This is a genomic window from Citrobacter amalonaticus (assembly GCF_018252635.1).
Lineage (GTDB): Bacteria > Pseudomonadota > Gammaproteobacteria > Enterobacterales > Enterobacteriaceae > Citrobacter_A > Citrobacter_A amalonaticus_E.
This window is the reverse complement of the sequence record NZ_JAGTXM010000063.1, coordinates 1-356: the sequence shown is the minus strand read 5'-3', so window position 1 is coordinate 356 and position 356 is coordinate 1. Positions and strand designations below refer to the sequence as shown.

Annotated in this window: 1 protein-coding gene; it reads left to right on the top strand. The window is 55.1% G+C overall.

The annotated features are described in order from the left end of the window. A partial coding sequence (locus KE671_RS22720) for an autotransporter outer membrane beta-barrel domain-containing protein (RefSeq protein ID WP_206164812.1) occupies positions 1–356 on the top strand: 356 nt, incomplete at both ends.

Below are 356 nucleotides of genomic sequence, written 5' to 3'. Positions count from 1 at the left end.
GACGGCATCACCGCCTCTGTCGAAACGGGCTACACCTGGAAACTGGCCGAATTCAGCGAACGTAACGCGCTGTACATTCAACCTAAAGTCCAGGTGACCTGGATGGACGTGCAGGCCGATACCCACATCGAGAAAAATGGTACCCGCGTGGTGGATAAAACCGACGGCAAYCTGCAGACRCGWCTKGGCGTGAAAGCGTATCTCCAGGGCCATAACGCCATGGATGACGGCAAAGACCGTACCTTCCAGCCGTTCGTCGAAGCCAACTGGATCCACAACACGCAGAACTACAGCGTGCAGATGGATGACATCAACAACGACGTGAAAGGCAGCCGCAACATAGGTGAACTGAAAGC